This is a genomic window from Komagataeibacter sp. SM21 (assembly GCF_041402665.1).
Classification (GTDB): domain Bacteria; phylum Pseudomonadota; class Alphaproteobacteria; order Acetobacterales; family Acetobacteraceae; genus Komagataeibacter; species Komagataeibacter saccharivorans.
In genome coordinates, this window is sequence record NZ_JBGLOV010000009.1 from 78,970 (window position 1) to 95,581 (window position 16,612).

The following is a 16,612-nucleotide window of genomic DNA, read 5'->3' on the forward strand; positions in this document are numbered from 1 at the left end:
CTCCTATATTGTAATGCGATTGGCGGGGCGTAGTCCGGGGCCGGGCGGCACGCCCAGAAACGCGCACAACTGTTTGCGCCACCGGTTGTAGAGACCGAACCGGTCCTGAACCTCAGAACGGTTGTGATGCCACACGGCGGCCTGATCCGTGTCAAGATTGTCCGACGCGCCCATGATGGCGGTCTCCAATGTCTGGCACTGGGTCAGGAAGGTGCGGGCCTGCACGCATTCGTCCGGCGCAAGATTGCGCATGCGCCATTCGTTGAAGCCATAGACCTGAAAGAACCGCCACGACTGCTGGCCGCTGTTGATGCCGCCCATGGCGGGATAGCCCATATATCGACGGCATTGTACCAGTTCGTCGTCGGTCAGGGGCGTGTCAACTACGGTTGTTCCAGACATTCGACCGGCTCCATCTCCGCTCCGCGTTCGCGTAAGTGGGCGATTTCCGCGGGGTTGGTAATGATCTCACCAGCAGCCCAGTGATACCGACCTCGGTTGAAACGAGTCTCGATATATCCGTGGTCCCGCGCGAGGCGGACGGGGGCGGCGATTTCGCCAGCCCCCTCCCCCTGCACCTTGCGAGGCCGCGCCATTACGCGCTGGCGCCAAGACTTTCGATCACCACGCCGCGCTTCAGGTAACTGTTGGTCGCGGTCGGGATGATCGTGGTATCAGCCGTCAGGTCGGTGGGCAGCGCAAATCCGCCAATCCACGACCACGACTGCGCGATGATCTGCGCCAGACGATCCAGCGCCGGGCGGGTGATCATGCACACATCGTCCACATGCGTCAGTTCGCCGCCATCCAGCATGCTGGCATAGTGGTTCCCCATATTCGCATAGTCGCCCTCGATCAGCGCTCCCTGACCGCAGATGATGGCGCGGTGGATGGCCCCTGCCCCCAGAGACGCCTGCTGCGGCGCTTCTGTCGTGGGGATGAAGCGCATACCCAGCAGGTCGAAGATCTGGCCGGTCTGGTAGGTATCGGACCCATACTGACCACGATACAGCAGCTTGAAGTCGTCATCGCGGAACAGGCCCAGAAGCTGCGCATTGTCGAGGTAGCAGTGATAGACGCCACCTTCCAGCGTAGGCACGTTGTTGTCACGCAGCGCGGAAAGGGCGGCCAGCATCGCCTGAATGGTCAGAAGGTCGCCAGTCACCACGTTTCCATCGGAGTCCTTCTGCCCGCCAGCCAGAAGGCCAAGCGTTGTCGAACGCCCGTTGGGGCGCAGAACCAGAGGGGCCGTGGCGGCAACCACAGGCTGCCCGGCGGTGCCGTCTGCCACGGTCACGTTGCCGGAGAACGTCAGCGTGCCGGAAATCCCGTTGGGGGCGGTTGTGGTGTTGGTCGCATCCGCCGCGACACCTACCAGCGTGTAAGCGTCGCCACCAACGGTAACCGTCATCCCGTTGCTGCTACCGACTGCAACCACCTGCCCCTCATCGGACAGGATATTCTGGAAGCCGCGGATATCATCCACCGCGACCGTGGTGCCCGCAGCGGTCAGTGTGGTGGTGACGCGCGTATTGCCACCGAGGTAGCCACCGACACCGCTCTGAACACCACCGAACAGCGCGTTGCGGGCCAGCCGGTCGAGCGTCTGACGGGCATTGATGCCGAGAACCTGCGCGTTTTCCACAAACTGATTGGCAATACCCACGCCTTCGGTCACCTGGTTGAGGTCCATGGTGTTGCCATACTGATCGATCGACAGCGTGTACTGCTCGACCGACCAGTTCGTGGGCGACATGCCGTTATCGAAATTGGTGTTGCTGCTGGGGTTCAGCGGGGTTGTCGCGGGAGCCAGCAGGCCGCGCCGGGTATCGGTAATGGTCTGGCCGATGCGGGCGGGGAAATCCATCCGGTCTGCAACGGAACGAAACCCGAGACGCGATTCAAGGGAATCCTGAAAGGCGCGCGCAAGGTAGCCCTGCTGAATGACGGGCTGAAGAACTGCGGGGAAATTGGCGATGGCCATGTTTATATCCTTGATGTCAGAAATTCGCCCCAGCATCAGCAGGAAGCGGCGCGCGCATCAGCGGCGGTATGGTTTGAGGTTAGCGGGGCGGCCAGCGCAGGCCGATGGCTGCGGCATTTGCTGCCACGTCTTTCGCGTCTGCCGTTACCGCGTTGAACGGTTCGGGGTCTCCGGCCTTGGGCGCGGGCGTCGTCTTGGTCGTTCCGGTTTCTGTGCCGGGCTTGGCCGGTTCGGTGAACAGATAGCCACGACTTTCCTTTGCGGCTTCCATCACAGCATCAAGACCGTCGATCTTCCCGTCCTCGCCCATCTTGACGGTGCCGAGGTCGATCAGCTTGACCACATCATCGGGGTTGACTGCGCCCAGACGGACGGCGGCGGCCTTGGCCTCGGCGCGGATAACGGCGGCGTTCGCCTTTTCCGTCGCGCCCTTGGTCGCGGCTTCGGCATCTGCCTTGGCCTGCTCAACGGCGGCGTTCGCGTCGGCCAGAGCCTTTTCGCCGTCCGACTTCTGCTTGTCGAACTGCGCCTTAAGGCCGTCACGGGATTTGATCGCATCGTCTCGCTCGGTGCGGATCGCATCCCGTTCAGCGCGCGCGGCGTTCAGTTCGGCGCGCACCGTCTTGATATCCGCACGCGCCTTTTCGAGTTCGCGCACCGTGTTGGGATCGATTACAGGCGGTGTGTTTTCGGTCATCTGACTCTCTGTTGCATGAATGATCCGGCATCAGCCGGGGGAACGTCAGGCCGTGACCTGTCGTGTTTCTGTGCGCCCTGACGCGCCTGCCTTCCGGTCAATCTTGGCGGCGTTCGCGGCATCCTGCCGCTTTGCGACCAGAACAGGGTCGGACAATTCATCCAAAACCTTGTTCCACTCCTCCTGCGGACTGGCTGTGCCCACCTTGGCGGCATAGATGTTGCAGGCGGTCTCATTGGACATGAATCCGCCAGCTACAGCCGTCGCCAGCCCCTGTGCCAACTGGAGAAGTTCAGGGTCCGTGCTAGGAAAGTAGGGTGGCCATTGGAGCGCCAGACCAGCATCAGGCAGATTGACGTGATCCTTGCCACCAATCTGGATGCCGCCAGCCACTACGCTGGAAAACCGGCAGATCATGCGATACAGGGCCAACAGCCCGTATTCGCCATATGACAGACGCAACCGGTCGGCCAGCCACACGAGGCTCTGACACATCATCTCCATCGCGCGGCCAGAGTGCGCGGCGCTGATCTTATCCGCACTGGCCCGGTTGCCATGGATCTGTTCCATTACAATGGCGCGCAACTCTTTGTATTGCGCCAGCATCGCGCCCGATGCGTCCCCGTTGATTTCCAACATCTTGGCGTCGCCATCCATGGGCACGATGAGAGCCGATGCCGAACCGCCGGTTGTACCGTTATCGCCGTCTGCGCCTGCCGGATCGGCTTTCCCTGCCTTAATCACCAGTTTCGGATCGGAACTGTATTTCAGGCCGCGTCCGGACTGGGACAGCAGATAATCGCACTCAATAACCGTATCAATCGCACGCTCGAAGGTGCACGGCCCATCCACAACGCCCGGCTGCGCCAGATTGGCCATCCAGATCCACGGGACAAAGCCGAGGCCATGTTGGGTGGTGCGTGAGGCATCTATCTGATCGGGCGTGCCTTCCGATACAAGGCGTGGCATGTAAACCCGGCATTCCGTGCAGCCCCACTCACGCCGCCACCAGAACATGGCTGGCCCGTCATCCTCGGAAATTGGCCAGCCATTCGCAGCCAGATCGGACCCTTTGACCTTATAGCACTCAGTCACACTGGTCAGGTTGTTCGCAGCATCCCATGTAGGTGTGAGAAAACGGGTATCGTGCTTTGAGACGCAGGGCACACGATCCACGGTTTCAACCAGAAGGGCGCATGAACCAACAGACCCGGCGATAACCGCTTCAACCATAACTGCGGGCAACGCGCATTCCCGGTCAAGATCAGCCATAACGCCCGCAACGTCCGGGCTGTCTGCGGTCAGGGTCGGCCAGTGGCATTCCCCAAACACCAGCGATGCGCTTTCATCCACTACCGTCGCGCACATATTGGTGCGAACAGATGGCCTGCGCTGCGATAGCGGGATGTATTCCCCCGCCCCATTATATTCACTGCTGAACGGGTTCGGGATCGCGTCATATTGCGTGCAGTCCCGCACTTTCATCAGCGCGGTCAGGCGATTTGCGCGCGCGGGCAAATGCTGGTCCTGCGGGTAGGTTTTCTTTAGCTGCAACCAGTCCATACGACCCCGTGGCCGCTACCGGCCCAGATTGAAACGTGTTGGCACAAATCGCGCCGGTGCGGCCGGTGGCGGCCCCAGCATGAGGTCAGTCAGTGCCCAGACCAGCGCATCGGCCCGGTCGGGTGAACGTGCTCCCTCGAACCCCGACATGGAGAACTGACAAAGCTGATCCTCCAGATCGGGAAATCTGCCATGATGCACGACCTTCCCCTGCTCATAGAGCGCCGCCACCGGCTCGGCCCGAGCGAACTTTCCGCGCGAGGCTGTGACCAGCGTAACCGGGGCTGTAGCGCGCGCTGCCCTGATCGTGCTTTCGACCATCGCGCCGCCAAAGTTCTTTTCCGCCACGATGCGGTCGCCCCGCCACAGGTCCAGCGCATCCAGTGCGATCTTGGCCCATCCTGCGGGTCCGGTGCGACACGATAGGTCAGCCAGCACATGGCCGTTGCCGTCAACGTCAACGCCGCACACCGAAATCCCTATCTCATCCGAGCGATAATCCTCTGGGCCCGAACAGCCCGAGGGATCGACCGCCACAACAATGCGCCGCATGCGCGCCAGCACGGCGGCACGATTAGCGTCCGTTATCGCGGCCTCACGCCGGATGCGGTCCAGCGTCCACAGCGCGCCCTCGATAGCAGTCTGATAGTTGCCGAACAGGAACCGCTGGCGCTCCTTCTCCGGCAGGCTTTCCAGTTGTTTCAGGTATTCAGGCGACAGGTTGGCCCGGTTGCTGTCCGGATTGATCTGCATCGTCGCATAGTCGGCAGGATCAGGTAGAGGCTCGCCAGATTTCGGCTCAATCTTCCGCTCAAACAGGCTGTAGAGCCAGTGCGAAGTTGTTGGCGGGTTGGCGTCGATATATTCCTTGACGCTCAGCGCCGATTTCTGCGCCAGACGTGTCAGCAGCATGTTGCGTGCGCCGTATCCGATCTGGCTGGCCTCGTTCAGGTAGACCGTGGCGAACTCAAGCCCGAGGATCTTCTCGGTGCGGTCGGAACTGTCGAGGCCGTGGAACAGGATTTCAGACCCGTTCGGCAAAGTGACGAACCAGTCCGTGCGGTTCAGGCTATAGGGCACATCCGGGAAGCACAGGCGCATTACCTTGGGAAACGTGTCCCCGATGATGGAATGCTTCAGCGCATTGAAGCGATGCCGAAAAATGCCGTGCCGCGTGCCTGGCGCTTTTGCGGCGCGGATGACCAGAGCGCGGATCAGAAGAAAGGTTTTCCCCGACCGCGAGCCGCCACGAAGCAGGATGTGCGTAGCCGGACTGCCGAGCAGACGGTTTGCCTCCTGCTGGGCCGGGTTCAGTTTGGCGACCATTACAGATCGTCGTCATCCGGTGTGATGTTCATGGTGATGTTTCCGGTCGTTTCCAGCTTGTCTTTGAACATGCCTAGATGCCGACCGATCTGCGTCAGTGCGCCCAACTTGTCCCATGACTTCACCTTGGCGACCTTCTCTACTTCACCCGGAGAACCCGGAACCGCGCGCAATATGACTTCAATCGACGCAACCGATGCGGAGACCGCCGGGTCCATATCAGCGGGACTTTTCAGTTCGCCATCATCTCCAAAGATGTTTCGGACATCGCTGAACCCAAGTTTCGCCAGTTCCTGAAGAACCCGATCTTGCGTGATCTCGGTTCGCTTTGACCGTTCTAACTGCGCTTCCGAAATCGCAGCCTGAATATCTGGTTTTGTCAGGTTTTCATGACCGATTTTAACCGCGGTCTTTTTGCTGTATCCGGCACGGATTGCCGCCTGCGTGGCGTTCAGGTCGATCAGGTATTCCGCAACGAACCGAACCTGCTTTGCCGTCAGGTTCGCCATCGCTATATCCTCTTTTTATGAAGTCGCACTCCCCGCCTTACCCCCTATGCCTTGCGGACTGACAGGATTTACCCATACCGATCGGCAATAAAACTAACGGGCACCAATCGGTTAGGGAGGCGGGGATATCGGCTCCGTGCCACAACCGTAAGGTTGTCAGCCGCCCGAAACTGGACATGGAACAGGGAAGCCCGCATACGAAAAACCACCCTCTATGGGGTGCAAAGTGTGTGCCGTTGCGGCGCATTTATTCCATGATGAGCCAAATAATGCACGTTACTGGAAAAAGTACAAGTGTTATTTTTTGAACCATAGATCGGCCAGTTTATCCAACCCATAACAGATCGTTTTCCCGCGCATACCCACGCGCTCATCCTCACCGCAAACCGCCACGATTGCACGGCGCTGGGCCGAAGACAGAACCTCCAGCGCCTCAGAGACCAGTTCACGCGCATAACAGGCATTCTCCTGCCCGCTCAAATCACCCCCGCGTTCGATTTCCTGCGTGTCGTAAGTCTGCGTTACGCGCGCCCTGCGGGCCGACCGTAGCCATGCCTGCCGGAAGCGCATACCTGCCGCATACTGCTGCGATGTCAGGCTGCTGTTTGGTCGATGGTAAAATCGGTCCAGCGCGCATTCATCCGCGACCCGGCGCACTGCCTGCGTCTTTCCACCGCTTCCCGCGATAGAGATTGCATCCTGCACAATCTTGCGGCGCAATGCGGCGGGTCCGTCTGTCCCTGGGTCAGTGGCGGTTCCTGCTGCAATTTCCCGGCATAAGCGATTGTAACGCCGGTCGGATTTCAGGATATGAGCTACACGCTCAGCTTCAATGGTCGCGGCCACTGGCATCTCCAATTTACTTTGTTTCGAGCTCTGCGATGCGCCGCGCCGTTAGTTCAATATTCTTAGCCAAAAGACGGGCCGTATGCACAAGATTTTCCGCGCTTTTATCAGAACCGATTAGCATCTCATTGAAATACAACTCCCCATTACGCCTGATAAAATACATCACCTTTTCTTCACCTTCGTATGGGACCTTCACGTATCCTTTTGAATCTACGGTTCCACTCACTTCTCCAACCTCCTCATAGCCGCCCGAGCGTTCTTCACCGCCCTGCGGTCACCCGGCGTTCCTGCCGAGAAATAGATTGCGCCGTTACTGTGGGTCCATTTCAGGTGTCCGCCGCGCGAGACGGAAACGGACCAGCCACGCTCCTGCATTTCCTGCTGGAGGTGGCGTTGGCGCCTGGGGATCATGCTCCGTGCCACCAAACAACCACCCAGCACACAGCCGACACAGGCGGGATCACGAGCAGGAACAGGGTCCAGATCAGGGCGATTTTTAGCGCGTTAGTCATCCTTGATGAACCTCCCATCCTTGCCGCGTGGGCGTTCGTATTGGGCGAGACGCCTATTCAGATCGCGAATGTCTCCTTCAAGGCACGAAGCTAGACATTCTGCCTGCTGCCACTTTGCAAACACGTGCTCAAAATTACTTGCCATTCGATCCTGAGCGCGCGTCAGCCTCTCAATCTCCGACCAGGGCCACACGTGGCGTTTCAGGAAGCGGATCATTCGATTATGGCACCCACAATAAAGCCACATATCCCAAAGCAAAATGCCGATACAAGATCGGCTGCGGCCGATGCGGGCGGCACGAACATCAACGCACCCTGCACGGCGCAAATTGCACAGCAAACGCATATCGTGAACGTCTTCCGGCTCATAGCGTCACCTGCTTCATCTTCCCGCATTTCGTGCAGCGCATGATGTATTTGGTCCCGACCGGGAGATCGTCCGGATTATCGAACATCCGCATGGATCTTACCTCGACCCATTTATGCCGACACTTCCGCGACCACCCGAACAGGATCAGGGCTGTGGCGGAGAGGATTGCTGCGGCTGCGATCATGCGCCTTCCACCACCGACCAATAACCGCCAACAAATCGTATTTTCCCGGCCTTGCGCAGTTTCTGAAACATGCGGTCAACGAAGCGGTCTGCAACTACGCCCAGCACCCCATTCCGACGCGCCTTTTCTTCCATTTCGCATGCCGTAAACGGTTCTTTCTGGCGCAGAACATGGCCTGTGAACCATTCAATGATTTCAGGATCTATTTCCTGACCCTCAACAATCATCACCGCGTCCCCACAACCATCCACGCAATACTGCCCGCAAAACCTACGGCTATGATGACTGCCCCGATCGTATCAGCAATCTGGGCTATGGCCTGCCATTTGCTCATCCGAACCAGCCCTCCATATTCGCCCACACAGAGCCTTTCTCATCATCCACGGTCAATCTCCCTCGGAACCGGTTACACCGCCATCAGCGCCAATCCTCGACGCTCTCAGGGGCATATCAGCCAGCACAGCCCGACCCGTTTCCCCGATATCGCACCCGGCCTGCATCTGGCAGATCGTGACAGCCACGTTCCAGTCCTTCGGCGGCGCAAGCTGGGAGCGGTAGTCATCGCCGCAGCGTTCGGGCCAGATTTCTGCGGTATTATCCATGCCGGATAGTACCATCCCCGAGGCTGCATTGGTACCATTTTCTTCGCGGTTTTCAGGCATTTTTCACATACCCGAGCAACGCATCGGCAGCTTCAGCGGCCCGTTTCAGCACCGCAATCCGCTCCACGGTGAAGCCCCGCATCTCGCCGGACATCTTCGGCAGGTCTGCTTCCAGCGCCCGCACCAGATCCCATCCGCGCAGGGTCGCGTCATTGCCGGGCATGTAGTCGCCAAAGCGCCGGACGCGGGCTTCTTCGGCCTCACGGGCGGCACGTTCCGCGCTGACCTGCCGCATCGCTTCAGCCACGGCCTTGCGCTCGGCCTCGGTCGGCGCGGCGCGGCGCGTATCGGGCTTCCGGGCGGCAACGGCCAAGATCGCCTCGCATCCCTCGACCTCGTGGGCGATCCGGTCGGCAACGGGCCGGAGCAGCGCGTAAAGTTCCGCTGGGCGGGGCCAGAACGTGCCGGGCAGTCGGCCATTGACCGCAGGCTGGCGGCACCACGCCTGACGCGATGCGGGACACCAAACCCCGGCAGGCAGGTCGCCGCAAACTTCGACAACGGCTTCGACCGATGCCGCGAACGGCCCCTTGTCCGCAGGCGCATTAGCAACCATCCCGGACAGCTTCTTCAGCCACGCCATGATCATTCCCGGACTGGCGGCCTGCATGGCCAGCCGCGCGGCGGCAAGGTGTGCTCGTGCCTGACTGGCAACGGCAGGCGTTACATCGCGCGGCAGGATCGCCATGCCGCCGCGTCGGGCGTCGATCAGCGCCGCGATGGTGGGTTCAGCCGGTCGGTAGGCCGCGACAACGCCGGGCCGGATCTTCGAAACTTGGTTCACGGTCAAACTCCCGGATAGTCAGGCACAGCGTCCCAGATGGCGGGGCGGCCTTGGGTGCGTTGGGGCGGCGTTGCTGGCGATGCGGCGGCGGAGGCGCTGGGATCATCCTGCCAGCCGCCGTCGTTGAGCCATGACGCGGGATAGGGGATGAACTGCGCCCGATCGGATTTTCGGTCCGGCCAGACATCCACATGCCGCGAAAGTCCAAGCATGATCTCGGCTTGCGTCGCTCTGGTCCGCGCCTTGGTGTGCGCCTTGCGGGCCGCGTCCTTCCCGGCACGCCGGGGATAGGCTTCCCAAAACTCAGCGAATTCGTCCGCCTGCTTCTGGCGCTCATCGCGATGGGGGCTTGGGGGTATATCCGAACGTAGTGAGGATATATGTGATTGTGATTGTGATTGTGTATCCAATTGCATATTTTTTGCATGGTCGTTTGCACCTGCATTTGCAGATGCTTTTGCATTGCTTTTGCTATGCACTTGTTCTGCATTTGCATGAGGTTTGCATGTATTTTGCTGGAATTTTGCATCCGTTTTGCTGGTTCTGACCTCATGCCGCTTGGATGCGGCCTCAGACCGCTTTCGACTGATTTCCTCAGCCTTCTTCCGTTCAGCGCGCAGCCGCTTCTGGTCAAGGCAGTCATCCTCAAGGAAGAAGAAGTCCTGCAGGTCCGGCCAAATCTCTTCCTGCCACGTTTGCAGGTCAGTCTTGGCAATGCGCGCCAGCCGGGCAGAATTGTTTGGTAGCGGCCCCTTGCGCCAGATCTCCATCATTAACAGCACGTAGGCACCATGCTGCAGCGTTGAGAGACTGGCGGTATCAGCCAGGTAATCGCCTATGTAGAGCGGCATCCATGTCTTTACGTTACTCATGCCTCACCTCGCGCCATACAGAGGGGCCAGCGAAAGCGCGACGCGCTTCCCTGATTTCGTCAGATGGAAATACACATTCGTGTCTTCCCAGCAGGGCGCTTTCCCCGGATGCATCAGGCCTTTATCGACAAGCGCCCGCATCGTTTCATTTTTCGATGATGTGAAGAAATGGCCGCGATATCCAGCATTCCACGGTTCATACTCATTCACGCCAAAAGCGTGCAGCAGGCACCCTGTTTCCTCTTTGGAAAGCGTGTCTGCAATGGGATCGCGATCCGGCAATACCTGGTCCCTATCGCGCCACCGACGAGCATGTATTTCGATGATCCTTCCGCGCGCGCAATCCATGTGACGCCAGCAAATCATGCGGGCCTGACCGGCGGTATGGGCGAAGTAAAGATTTTCGCCGTCATAGCCATCAACCGTGACGCGCCACGCCTTGCGTAGACGGGTAGGGGATGTTGTTGTGGTCATGCCGCCACCTCATCCACATTCCCGCGGATGACCTCGAAGTCATAGACCCATACCCACGGGTTGGCGTCCCAATGTTCAGGCCCGTAACAGGCATCCCACACGGCCTGAAAACCGCGTTTGTAATGCCCCTTCCAATCGGGACTGAACGGACGCTTGATCTTGGTTGAGCTGGAGTATTGTGGCGCACCTTCAGCCATCGCATCGGACTCAGAAATGTCCTGCAACCGCTCGGCCCGGACGTTTGTGATGCGCAGGGTCAGGCGGCTGGCCCAGCGCGGCATGAACATGGAAGGGCGATTTTTACCCCACACCCAAAGAGGGTTCCGCATGTATCCAGACGCCGCGTAATCGATATTGTCGATATCATCCATCAGATGGCGGGGTGCCATACAGTCCCATTTCTGCAAGGTACGCCATGTTTCGCGCACCCACAGAAGATCACCGGGAATATAAGGGCATTTCCCAACAAGAGGCCCGCATCGATCGTCCTTAGTCCACCAGCACCATTCGTTGCTCATGCCTCGGGGATTAGAGGCTGTTTTCTTTTCTGAGCAATAAGCATCTATGTAGGGTGCTGCATGCTTGGCAACGTGACCTGGATACACTCCGCCCTTAAAAGGCACAGGCTGCGCCTTCATCACCCGCCGCGTCTGTGTTTTCCGCCCATCAAGGATGGCATGCATCATATCAGTATTGAAAGGCATTGGGAATTTCTTAGTCATGCCGACACCTCAGTAATCGTAACAACAGTCCGCTGCTCACACAGGCGGCATTTCACGGATCTGACCTCAAGGGTCATGTGCTTGGGAGCGTCATCCACGACGAAGCCCAGACCACGCCTATTCTTCACGCGCTGCCGTGCGCCCGGCGTGCGGACGTTCAGGAGGCGCGGCGTCGTCAGGGCATCCACCAGAAACTTCGCGCCGCCGTACAGGCCGTCTGTATCCGGCGTGCCGGTTGAATAACGCTCGATCAGCACATGCGCCCGCTGGAACGGCTCAGAGGGCCGCAGATGAAGTGCCGCGTTCTCGACTGCACGCGCCATCTTTCGACGCATTCCAGTAAGCGCAAACCGGCTCTGGCCGATGCTGTGATTGAGCAGGGGGAAGGGTTTGGGGATGGTGAAGGTTATCATGCGGCCATCTCCCGCGCCGGGAACGGGCATGCGCGATCGCCCGGACCAAGCGCTTCATAGCGCAGCCCCGTCAGCCGGACCCTGATCCACTTCCAGTTTTCAAGCCACAGCCAGTCCTGCGCCTCACGCTCGGACCGGACGTTGAATATCCCCACGAAATACGTGCCGTTCTGGTCTACGCCGGATACGCGGGTCCATGTGCGGTCAGACATGATTTTGCCCCCTCATCGGCAGGCAAACGGTCTGGGTCACGTAGCCCAGCGCATTGACGATGCTCTCCGACACCTCGCGCCGCTCATTCAGCGTTTCGGATACGATTGACTGGGGGATGCCAGTTTTGCGGCTCCATGCGTTCTGGCCGCCCGCCATCTCGACAGCATCGGCAAGTATTGATCGCATTGATGCGATAGGGCGGCCAGTAATGTGCTGGGTCACTCTCCGGCCTCCCGTTTCAGTTCATCAGCCCGACGCTTCAGACGGTCGGCCCGTTCGTTCAGGTATTCGGCCCAGCGCCGCAAGGAAATTGCACGCTGGAGTGCGCGGTTTGCCCGCCATCGGGTGATGGCAGCACGCCGCAGGAGGATGTATCTCCCCATGTGTCGTTCCATTCTTGACTGAGGGCGCGGTAGATGGCGGCCTGATGCTCGGCCTGCCGCTCTGCGCGCGCCAGATGTTTGCGATAGGCATCAACCAGTCGCAGGTAGATGTGCGCCGGGATGCGTTCCCATTCTCCGTAGTAAAGGCCCTTCGCCTGCCGGTCGGTGATCCGCAGCATCCGGGCAATACGGTGAATGATTTCCTTGACGCCGAGCCCGCGCTCGAACGTCTCTGAAAGGGTTCGAGCCATTGTCTGGGCATTCTGCGTCACTGTCTCAGCAGTAAGCATTTCGCATTTTTCCAAACTGGCGGAATTGATTTCCAATTTTTTGGACAAGGTTTGCTCCACATTCCGAACAGCGACGAACGGAACTGGAGAAAAGCTTGTTGGAGAAACCACCAATCGAATTGGCGGACGGGATGAAGGAAGGAGACCGCACCCTGTCAATCCCCCAGATGCTGGTCCTGATGGCGCGGGTATGGGCGGCAACCCATCCCGACGCTACCATCGAGGTCCGGCAGCATCTGGCGGCCATGGTGGCCACGGAACTGGCAGGGCGGTGAAGCATCAGATGAAGGCAGCCCCGCGCACGAACGGACCGCACGCGCTGCACAGGCGGTTCACGCGGCTTTCCGCCTCAAACGATCTCCCGCAGCGCAGGCAGGCGCGCTTGCAAGGGGCGTTCATGTGCTGCCGAAACCCCGTTTCGGGATTCATAAGGGCGCGCGCTTCATCCCTTTTCCACTGCTTGAGCTTGCTGTTCACGACATACGCGCTACAGCCCAGCAGTTCGCCTATTTGCTTTCCTGTTTTCCCCGCGGCCTTGAGATCACGCAAAGCGCCCTCCCTATCCGCAGTCCATTTGAAATACCGGCAGTCTCTGCACTTTGTGGAATCGCCCTGGCGCAGATTGAATGCCGAAGCGATAAACTCACCCCCGCATTCGCATTTGCAGCGCCACTTGGGTTTTTCGCCAAGTCCACTCGGCGCAAGCTCGATCACCGTCAGTTTTCCGTATTTCTGACCGCGCAGATCCATGGGCTTTGGCATCACCGGTCCTCCCTATCACGGGTGCCATGCATGCGACGGCATAGGTCGCACGAGCAACGGGACATTACAGTTTCAGCGCCGGAGAGAGTCGCACCCCTCTCCGGCTTTTCTCCACCCTGTGCAGAGGATGAAGCTTTATGAGTATTGACCAACTTTCCCGAGAAGGACTGATCGAGCGTATCGCCAATAGTCTTATGAGCTCTGACACCAGCGCACCCGACGTCTTTGACCGGAAGTATATCGCCAGCGTTTACGCCGAGGCCGTTGCCATTGTTGATGGGAAAACATCCCCCATCCCCATGATCGTTACTCCCGACGACACGAACCTGTAGGGCACCCGTAAGATAGGCTTCAATGACGGCAGCCGCCTTCACAAGATCAGTGCTGGTGGCTGCCTGTGCGCCGCCGCGCGCTTCAGTCCAGCGGAGTGCAAGGTCAATGGCTTCACGTCGATTGTTCTGGGTGTTCACCGCGCACCCTCCCCTTCGGGGCGCACGACCGGCTTTCTGAAAATGTCAGGCCTGAGAACAGTTTCAGGCACACCGAATACGTGAGCGATGTCCACAGTGAGCCGTGCCGGAAACTGGTTTTTTCGGCACCACTTCACCACAGCGGGTCGGGTAACACCGAAGAGGTCGGCAACCGCCTGCGCCCCCCCGTTCTTCCTGACCAAATCAGATACTGTTTCCATAGATCGGACTGTTACCTATGGTGTCGGTATCCGTCAAGCGGATTGTTCCTATAAGTGTCACCAGCAAAAAAACCTATGTGCCAAAATGGTTGCATGACGACAGCAACACGTATAAGAACGTTAAGGGAACAACAGGGGCTTTCGCAAGAGGCATTTGCGAAGGTGATTGGTCGCTCACGCTCGCTTGTTGCGGCATGGGAGGCCGGACGCAAAGAGCCGGGGAGAGATGCGTTGCGCGTCATAGGAAAAGCCTTCAATCTCCCAGTTGACTACCTATTGGGCGAGAACAACGAAATCGGCGTTCTGGCGAGCGGTCCGCAAGAGGTCACCCTTGTGGAGATGTTCCGGAATGCTGATGAACAGACGCGCATATCTGTTCTTCATATGCTGAACCTATCCCGAGGCTTAAAAAACTCATCCTAAAAAAACGACACCAGTGGTAACATTCCCCTTGCGCAGCTCCGACACCTAGGGTAACAGTTCCCCATCACCAACACGGAGATGGGAAGTGTCAGACAATATTGGCTTTGGTGCCGTATTCGGCTTGGGAATGGTCGTGGCGCTGTGCGCTGGAACAGGGATGTATGGTTGCCCTCAGTATTCTGTCTATTCGGCCAAGATGAGCGGAGAGGCCGAACTGGCTCAGGCAACGCAGAACCGGCAGGTGCTGGTTCAGACTGCGCAGGCGGAGCGTGATGCGGAAGTCCTTCGTGCCGAAGGAACTGCGCAGGCCAACAAGATCATCGGCGACAGCCTGAAAGAGAACGCAGATTACCTGCGCTGGCTCTGGATCAGTAAGCTCGACAATCAGAACAACAAGACAGTGGTCTATGTGCCGACAGACGGCATGGTCCCGCAGCTTGAGACTGGCCGTATCGGGGAGGCGCACTGATGACCCACACACAGCCCGAGCAGCAGACTGCTCCCGAAAACACAAAATACGAACTCCTGACCACAGACACCGTGAAGTCGTGGGATGGTCGCACGCTCTATCGTATCCGCGCCCTCGTCGCGATCGCGGCAATCGGTGTCGCGGCTGGAGATCTGGGCGGATATGTCGAGGCCGAGAATAACCTGCATATCTCCGGCAACGCGTGGGTCTCCGGCAACGCGTGGGTCTCCGGCGACGCGCGGGTCTACGGCAACGCGCGGGTCTCCGGCGACGCGCGGGTCTCCGGCGACGCGCAGGTCTACGGCGACGCGCGGGTCCTCGGCAACGCGCGGGTCTCCGGCGACGCGCGGGTCTACGGCAACGCGCGGGTCTCCGGCGACGCGCGGGTCTACGGCAACGCGCGGGTCTCGCTCGACATCCACTTCGGATGGATGAGCCATGTTGGATCTGAAAATGGCACGCTGACCTGGTATCGGGCTACGGATGGGATTCAGGTCAATCGCGGGTGTTTCCATGGGACGCTGGACGAGTTTGAGAGCGCCGTAAGCAAAACACATGGCGATAACCAGTCGGCTAAAGAATATCGCTGCCTGATCGACTTTATCAAGCTGCGCTCGTCCTCATGGGTCAACGAAGAAGCAGAACAGGAGGCAGCATAATGCCTCCCATCCCCGACAACCACCTAACCCGCTTCATCGGCATGGCCGTTATTGGCGCGATGTTTCTTGGCACGGTGTTCTACGCATTCGCCACTGTTGTGATGCCCTGACACGTCCGGGCCACCGGGGCTTCGGTCCCGGCAGTCTGGCCGAGTTAGCCAAGTATTTTTCAAGTAATGAGGGGAATGTATTATGTGCAGTAATCTTCCTGACGGTTGTTCGCAGGGTGATATTGACCATGCTCTGGGTGGTAACTTTCCCACTTGGGCAGAGGACGGATATCAGCGCCTGTGTGAGTATCGGTCGTCTTTGATCGCTCTGCGTGAACAGGCAAAGGGCGTTGATACCCGCTTCCACGACGTGAGCGACATGACGGGCGGTCTGCATGGCGGCGCGCTGGATGATGAAATCGTCATGGTGAACAAGTCCATCAAGGACTTCCCGGAAACGGTTGAGAGCATCGAAGCGGACGAGCGGGAGAGCCTCGCTTTTGACCGTGCCGATTTCCGCCGGGCCGAGCGTATGGAGTGCGTGGCATGACGAGCCGGTATGAACAGCCCCTCGATAACATCTACGAGGGCCTGTCGCGCGCTGAAATCGTTCTGCGCCGCGACGTAGAGACGGAAACCCGGCCCGAGATCAAAGCAGATCTTGAGGATGTTCTGGCGTGCGTGTGCGAGGCCCGCAAAAGCCACTCATTTCTTGCGGGAGACCTGCCATGACCTTCACCCTGACGGAACACCAGCGCGTGCGGATCAACCGGCGTGTAGCCCAGAACCCTACTGGAAAGCGAGGGCTGTG

At 59.1% G+C, this 16,612-nt stretch carries 28 protein-coding genes; 7 read left to right on the forward strand and 21 right to left on the reverse strand.

The window, feature by feature from the left end; translation table 11 throughout:
• Positions 1–3 precede the first annotated feature (3 nt).
• From ACBR42_RS10435 to ACBR42_RS10525, 19 genes are all read right to left on the reverse strand, one after another.
• Complete coding sequence (locus ACBR42_RS10435; protein WP_371207942.1) at positions 4–402, reverse strand: hypothetical protein; 399 nt, start codon at positions 400–402, stop codon at positions 4–6.
• Between the two features lie 193 nt (positions 403–595).
• Entirely contained in the window at positions 596–1,984 is a 1,389-nt protein-coding gene (locus tag ACBR42_RS10440; RefSeq protein WP_371207943.1) for a DUF4043 domain-containing protein, read from the reverse strand.
• 79 nt (positions 1,985–2,063) lie between these two features.
• Positions 2,064–2,681 carry a phage scaffolding protein gene (locus ACBR42_RS10445; protein WP_371207944.1) on the reverse strand — a complete coding sequence of 206 codons (618 nt, stop codon included), beginning with the start codon at positions 2,679–2,681 and terminating at the stop codon, positions 2,064–2,066.
• A gap of 45 nt (positions 2,682–2,726) precedes the next feature.
• Positions 2,727–4,244 carry a portal protein gene (locus tag ACBR42_RS10450; protein WP_371207945.1) on the reverse strand — a complete coding sequence of 506 codons (1,518 nt, stop codon included), beginning with the start codon at positions 4,242–4,244 and terminating at the stop codon, positions 2,727–2,729.
• A gap of 15 nt (positions 4,245–4,259) precedes the next feature.
• On the reverse strand, positions 4,260–5,570 hold the full coding sequence (locus tag ACBR42_RS10455; RefSeq protein WP_371207946.1) for a phage terminase large subunit: 1,311 nt from the start codon (positions 5,568–5,570) through the stop codon (positions 4,260–4,262).
• A complete protein-coding gene (locus ACBR42_RS10460; RefSeq protein ID WP_371207947.1) occupies positions 5,570–6,079 on the reverse strand; it encodes a terminase small subunit in 510 nt (169 codons plus the stop codon). Before ACBR42_RS10460 ends, ACBR42_RS10455 begins: the two co-directional genes overlap by 1 nt.
• Positions 6,080–6,376: 297 nt before the next feature.
• The gene (locus tag ACBR42_RS10465) at positions 6,377–6,925 is read right to left on the reverse strand and encodes a hypothetical protein (protein ID WP_371207948.1); all 549 of its coding nucleotides are present in this window, start codon (positions 6,923–6,925) and stop codon (positions 6,377–6,379) included.
• Between the two features lie 13 nt (positions 6,926–6,938).
• A complete protein-coding gene (locus ACBR42_RS10470; RefSeq protein WP_371207949.1) occupies positions 6,939–7,154 on the reverse strand; it encodes a hypothetical protein in 216 nt (71 codons plus the stop codon).
• Between the two features lie 651 nt (positions 7,155–7,805).
• Complete coding sequence (locus tag ACBR42_RS10475) at positions 7,806–7,994, reverse strand: hypothetical protein (protein ID WP_371207950.1); 189 nt, start codon at positions 7,992–7,994, stop codon at positions 7,806–7,808.
• Positions 7,991–8,221, reverse strand: a complete 231-nt coding sequence (locus ACBR42_RS10480; protein ID WP_371207951.1) for a hypothetical protein — start codon at positions 8,219–8,221, stop codon at positions 7,991–7,993. The genes ACBR42_RS10475 and ACBR42_RS10480 overlap by 4 nt, the downstream gene beginning before the upstream one ends.
• Positions 8,222–8,380: 159 nt before the next feature.
• Positions 8,381–8,596 (reverse strand): hypothetical protein, encoded by a 216-nt coding sequence (locus tag ACBR42_RS10485; RefSeq protein WP_371207952.1) that lies wholly within the window; start codon positions 8,594–8,596, stop codon positions 8,381–8,383.
• A gap of 52 nt (positions 8,597–8,648) precedes the next feature.
• Entirely contained in the window at positions 8,649–9,440 is a 792-nt protein-coding gene (locus tag ACBR42_RS10490) for a hypothetical protein (protein ID WP_371207953.1), read from the reverse strand.
• A gap of 2 nt (positions 9,441–9,442) precedes the next feature.
• On the reverse strand, positions 9,443–10,312 hold the full coding sequence (locus tag ACBR42_RS10495; protein ID WP_371207954.1) for a YdaU family protein: 870 nt from the start codon (positions 10,310–10,312) through the stop codon (positions 9,443–9,445).
• A gap of 3 nt (positions 10,313–10,315) precedes the next feature.
• On the reverse strand, positions 10,316–10,786 hold the full coding sequence (locus ACBR42_RS10500) for a hypothetical protein (protein WP_371207955.1): 471 nt from the start codon (positions 10,784–10,786) through the stop codon (positions 10,316–10,318).
• A complete protein-coding gene (locus ACBR42_RS10505) occupies positions 10,783–11,508 on the reverse strand; it encodes a hypothetical protein (RefSeq protein WP_371207956.1) in 726 nt (241 codons plus the stop codon). The genes ACBR42_RS10500 and ACBR42_RS10505 overlap by 4 nt, the downstream gene beginning before the upstream one ends.
• The gene (locus tag ACBR42_RS10510) at positions 11,505–11,921 is read right to left on the reverse strand and encodes a hypothetical protein (protein WP_371207957.1); all 417 of its coding nucleotides are present in this window, start codon (positions 11,919–11,921) and stop codon (positions 11,505–11,507) included. Before ACBR42_RS10510 ends, ACBR42_RS10505 begins: the two co-directional genes overlap by 4 nt.
• Positions 11,918–12,133 carry a hypothetical protein gene (locus ACBR42_RS10515; protein ID WP_371207958.1) on the reverse strand — a complete coding sequence of 72 codons (216 nt, stop codon included), beginning with the start codon at positions 12,131–12,133 and terminating at the stop codon, positions 11,918–11,920. The genes ACBR42_RS10510 and ACBR42_RS10515 overlap by 4 nt, the downstream gene beginning before the upstream one ends.
• Complete coding sequence (locus ACBR42_RS10520; protein WP_371207959.1) at positions 12,126–12,356, reverse strand: hypothetical protein; 231 nt, start codon at positions 12,354–12,356, stop codon at positions 12,126–12,128. Before ACBR42_RS10520 ends, ACBR42_RS10515 begins: the two co-directional genes overlap by 8 nt.
• 58 nt (positions 12,357–12,414) lie before the next feature.
• The gene (locus tag ACBR42_RS10525; protein WP_371207960.1) at positions 12,415–12,855 is read right to left on the reverse strand and encodes a hypothetical protein; all 441 of its coding nucleotides are present in this window, start codon (positions 12,853–12,855) and stop codon (positions 12,415–12,417) included.
• A 50-nt stretch (positions 12,856–12,905) separates the two neighbouring features.
• Between ACBR42_RS10525 and ACBR42_RS10530 the strand changes: the two genes are divergently transcribed.
• Positions 12,906–13,082, forward strand: a complete 177-nt coding sequence (locus ACBR42_RS10530; RefSeq protein WP_371207961.1) for a hypothetical protein — start codon at positions 12,906–12,908, stop codon at positions 13,080–13,082.
• Positions 13,083–13,086: 4 nt separating this feature from the next.
• On the opposite strand, the gene ACBR42_RS10535 is transcribed toward ACBR42_RS10530, so the two are convergent.
• Complete coding sequence (locus tag ACBR42_RS10535; protein ID WP_371207962.1) at positions 13,087–13,569, reverse strand: hypothetical protein; 483 nt, start codon at positions 13,567–13,569, stop codon at positions 13,087–13,089.
• A 137-nt stretch (positions 13,570–13,706) separates the two neighbouring features.
• Between ACBR42_RS10535 and ACBR42_RS10540 the strand changes: the two genes are divergently transcribed.
• Complete coding sequence (locus ACBR42_RS10540) at positions 13,707–13,901, forward strand: hypothetical protein (RefSeq protein ID WP_371207963.1); 195 nt, start codon at positions 13,707–13,709, stop codon at positions 13,899–13,901.
• Between the two features lie 134 nt (positions 13,902–14,035).
• Here ACBR42_RS10540 and ACBR42_RS10545 read toward each other — a convergent pair whose 3' ends face one another.
• Positions 14,036–14,260, reverse strand: coding sequence for a YdaS family helix-turn-helix protein (locus ACBR42_RS10545; protein WP_371207964.1), 225 nt, complete (start codon positions 14,258–14,260; stop codon positions 14,036–14,038).
• A 93-nt stretch (positions 14,261–14,353) separates the two neighbouring features.
• On the opposite strand from ACBR42_RS10545, the gene ACBR42_RS10550 reads away from it, so the two are divergent.
• From ACBR42_RS10550 to ACBR42_RS10570, 5 genes are all read left to right on the forward strand, one after another.
• Entirely contained in the window at positions 14,354–14,683 is a 330-nt protein-coding gene (locus ACBR42_RS10550; RefSeq protein WP_371207965.1) for a helix-turn-helix domain-containing protein, read from the forward strand.
• Between the two features lie 85 nt (positions 14,684–14,768).
• On the forward strand, positions 14,769–15,152 hold the full coding sequence (locus ACBR42_RS10555; RefSeq protein ID WP_371207966.1) for a hypothetical protein: 384 nt from the start codon (positions 14,769–14,771) through the stop codon (positions 15,150–15,152).
• On the forward strand, positions 15,152–15,811 hold the full coding sequence (locus ACBR42_RS10560; RefSeq protein WP_371207967.1) for a hypothetical protein: 660 nt from the start codon (positions 15,152–15,154) through the stop codon (positions 15,809–15,811). Before ACBR42_RS10555 ends, ACBR42_RS10560 begins: the two co-directional genes overlap by 1 nt.
• 309 nt (positions 15,812–16,120) lie before the next feature.
• Positions 16,121–16,351, forward strand: coding sequence for a hypothetical protein (locus ACBR42_RS10565; RefSeq protein WP_371207968.1), 231 nt, complete (start codon positions 16,121–16,123; stop codon positions 16,349–16,351).
• Positions 16,348–16,533, forward strand: a complete 186-nt coding sequence (locus ACBR42_RS10570) for a hypothetical protein (RefSeq protein WP_371207969.1) — start codon at positions 16,348–16,350, stop codon at positions 16,531–16,533. Before ACBR42_RS10565 ends, ACBR42_RS10570 begins: the two co-directional genes overlap by 4 nt.
• The last annotated feature ends 79 nt before the right edge of the window (positions 16,534–16,612 follow it).